This window comes from Pseudomonas lactucae (assembly GCF_016937615.1).
Taxonomy (GTDB): domain Bacteria; phylum Pseudomonadota; class Gammaproteobacteria; order Pseudomonadales; family Pseudomonadaceae; genus Aquipseudomonas; species Aquipseudomonas lactucae.
The window spans coordinates 1-2,962 of sequence record NZ_JAFHKI010000217.1 but is presented as its reverse complement, the minus strand read 5'-3'; the positions used below and the strand labels follow the sequence as shown (position 1 = coordinate 2,962).

At 62.1% G+C, this 2,962-nt stretch carries 3 protein-coding genes; all 3 read left to right on the top strand.

Annotated elements, in window-relative coordinates:
* Positions 1-46: 46 nt before the first annotated feature.
* The 3 genes from cysT to JWR98_RS28425 are packed head-to-tail and all read left to right on the top strand — an operon-like array spanning position 47 to position 2,735.
* Positions 47-865 (top strand): sulfate ABC transporter permease subunit CysT, encoded by an 819-nt coding sequence (gene cysT, locus JWR98_RS28435; protein WP_078731061.1) that lies wholly within the window; start codon positions 47-49, stop codon positions 863-865.
* Positions 866-878: 13 nt separating this feature from the next.
* Positions 879-1,751 (top strand): sulfate ABC transporter permease subunit CysW, encoded by an 873-nt coding sequence (cysW, locus tag JWR98_RS28430; protein WP_205491828.1) that lies wholly within the window; start codon positions 879-881, stop codon positions 1,749-1,751.
* Positions 1,752-1,754: 3 nt separating this feature from the next.
* Positions 1,755-2,735: a sulfate/molybdate ABC transporter ATP-binding protein gene (locus JWR98_RS28425; RefSeq protein ID WP_003170963.1), complete on the top strand. Its 981-nt coding sequence runs from the start codon at positions 1,755-1,757 to the stop codon at positions 2,733-2,735.
* Positions 2,736-2,962 lie beyond the last annotated feature (227 nt).

The following is a 2,962-nucleotide window of genomic DNA, read 5'->3' as shown; positions in this document are numbered from 1 at the left end:
CTCCCTCGCCACAGTCAGTCACCGTTCCCGCTAACCAAGGACTCTTATGTCGCGTCGTATTTCCCCCGTCATACCCGGCTTCGGGCTGACGCTGGGCTACACCGTGGTGTACCTCAGCCTGATCGTACTCATCCCGCTGGCGGCGATGTTCGTACACGCCGCTCAACTCACCTGGGATCAGTTCTGGGCCATCATCTCCGCGCCGCGGGTGGTGGCGGCGTTGAAACTGAGCTTCAGCACCGCGTTGTACGCCGCGTTGATCAACGGCGTGATCGGCACCCTGCTGGCCTGGGTGCTGGTGCGCTACACCTTCCCCGGCCGCAAGATCATCGACGCGATGATCGATCTGCCGTTCGCCTTGCCCACCGCCGTGGCCGGTATCGCGCTCACCGCGTTGTACACGCCGACCGGCCTGGTCGGGCAGTTCGCCGCCGACCTGGGTTTCAAGATCGCGTATTCGCCGCTGGGCATCACCCTGGCGCTGACCTTCGTGACCCTGCCGTTCGTGGTGCGCACGGTGCAGCCGGTACTCGCCGATATCCCCCGGGAAATCGAAGAAGCCGCCGCCTGCCTGGGCGCCAAGCCGTTGCAGGTGTTCCGCTACATCCTCGTGCCGGCGCTGTTGCCGGCCTGGCTGACTGGCTTTGCCCTGGCGTTTGCGCGTGGCGTGGGAGAGTACGGTTCGGTGATTTTCATCGCCGGCAACATGCCGATGAAAACCGAGATCCTGCCGCTGCTGATCATGGTCAAGCTCGACCAATACGACTACCGCGGCGCTACCTCCATTGGTGTGTTGATGCTGGTGGTTTCCTTTGTCTTGCTGCTGCTGATCAACTTGTTGCAGCGGCGCATCGAACGTCCATAAGGAGGCGCGGAACATGTCCCAATCGTCTATTTCCGCCGCGTCCTCGGCCAATGCCGCCCGGCGTGGCAGTGCCGCTTCGCGACGCATCCTGATCGGCCTTGGCTGGCTGGTGTTCCTCCTGTTCCTGTTGCTGCCGCTGTTTATCGTGGTGTCCCAGGGTTTGAAGAACGGCCTTGGCGCGTTCTTTACCGCGATCCTGGAGCCCGACGCACTGTCGGCGCTGAAACTCACGGTGATCGCCGTGTTGATTTCGGTACCGCTCAACCTGGTGTTCGGCGTCAGCGCCGCGTGGTGCGTGAGCAAGTACTCGTTCCGTGGCAAAAGCATCCTGGTGACGCTGATCGACCTGCCGTTTTCGGTCTCTCCGGTGATCGCGGGCCTGGTGTATGTGCTGATGTTCGGTGCCCAGGGCTTGTTCGGGCCATGGCTGCAAGAGCACGACATCCAGATCGTGTTCGCGCTGCCGGGCATTGTGCTCGCCACCATCTTCGTCACCGTGCCGTTCGTGGCCCGTGAACTGATCCCGCTGATGCAGGAGCAGGGCACCCAGGAAGAAGAGGCGGCGCGCCTGCTGGGCGCCAATGGCTGGCAGATGTTCTGGCATGTGACCGTGCCGAACATCAAGTGGGGCCTGATCTACGGCGTGGTGCTGTGTACCGCGCGGGCGATGGGTGAGTTCGGCGCGGTGTCGGTGGTGTCCGGCCACATACGCGGCGTGACCAACACCTTGCCGCTGCACGTCGAGATTCTCTACAACGAATACAACCACGTTGCCGCGTTTGCGGTGGCCAGCCTGTTGCTGATCCTGGCGCTCTTCATCCTGCTGCTCAAGCAGTGGAGCGAGAACCGTATCAACCGCCTGCGCAACAGCGCCGGTGAGGAATAAGTCATGTCGATCGAAGTCCGTAATGTCAGCAAGAACTTCAACGCCTTCAAGGCCCTGAACAGCATCAATCTGGACATCCAGAGTGGCGAGCTGGTGGCGTTGCTCGGGCCCTCCGGCTGCGGCAAGACCACCTTGCTGCGCATCATCGCCGGCCTGGAAACCCCGGATGACGGCAGCATCGTATTCCACGGTGAAGACGTCTCCGGCCACGATGTACGCGATCGCAACGTCGGGTTTGTGTTCCAGCACTACGCGCTGTTCCGCCACATGACCGTGTTCGACAACGTCGCCTTCGGCCTGCGCATGAAGCCGAAAAACCAGCGTCCGACTGAAAGCCAGATCGCAACCAAGGTGCATGAACTGCTGAACATGGTGCAGCTCGATTGGTTGTCCGACCGCTACCCGGAACAACTCTCCGGTGGCCAGCGCCAACGGATCGCCCTGGCTCGCGCCCTGGCGGTGGAGCCGAAAGTGCTGCTGCTGGACGAGCCCTTCGGTGCCCTCGACGCCAAGGTGCGCAAGGAGCTGCGGCGCTGGCTGGCGCGCCTGCACGAAGACATCAACCTGACCTCGGTATTCGTGACCCACGACCAGGAAGAGGCCATGGAAGTCGCCGACCGTATCGTGGTGATGAACAAGGGCGTGATCGAGCAGATCGGGTCACCGGGTGACGTCTACGAAAACCCGGCCAGTGATTTTGTGTACCACTTCCTCGGCGACTCCAACCGCCTGCACCTGGGCGAGGACAAGCATGTGCTGTTCCGTCCTCACGAAGTGTCGCTGTCGCGCCATGAGCTGGAGGATCACCATGCCGCCGAAGTGCGCGATATTCGCCCGCTGGGCGCGACTACGCGGGTGACGCTCAAGGTGGAAGGCCAGCCCGAGCTGATCGAGGCTGAAGTGGTGAAGGACCATGACAGCCTGACCGGTCTGGCGCGTGGTGAGACCCTGTTTTTCAAACCCAAGGTCTGGCAAAAAGCCTGACAACCCCGCATACCCAATGTGAAAATGGGAGCAAATGTGGGAGGGGGCTTGCCCCCGATTGCAGTGGGTGAGCAGCAGATAGGCTGGCTGAAACACCGCTATCGGGGGCAAGCCCCCTCCCACATTCCAGACCCCGCTTGGCTTTAGATCGCGGCGCGCCACCGGCCCGAGCCGTTCTCAATGTTCGCCTTCAGGTCATGCCGCACCCCAGCAAAAACGCCACCTCC

Coding starts and splice junctions, on each gene's coding strand:
- cysW (WP_205491828.1), top strand. CDS start 879: ATGTCCCAATCGTCTATTTCCGCCGCGTCCTCGGCCAATGCCGCCCGG.
- JWR98_RS28425 (WP_003170963.1), top strand. CDS start 1,755: ATGTCGATCGAAGTCCGTAATGTCAGCAAGAACTTCAACGCCTTCAAG.
- cysT (WP_078731061.1), top strand. CDS start 47: ATGTCGCGTCGTATTTCCCCCGTCATACCCGGCTTCGGGCTGACGCTG.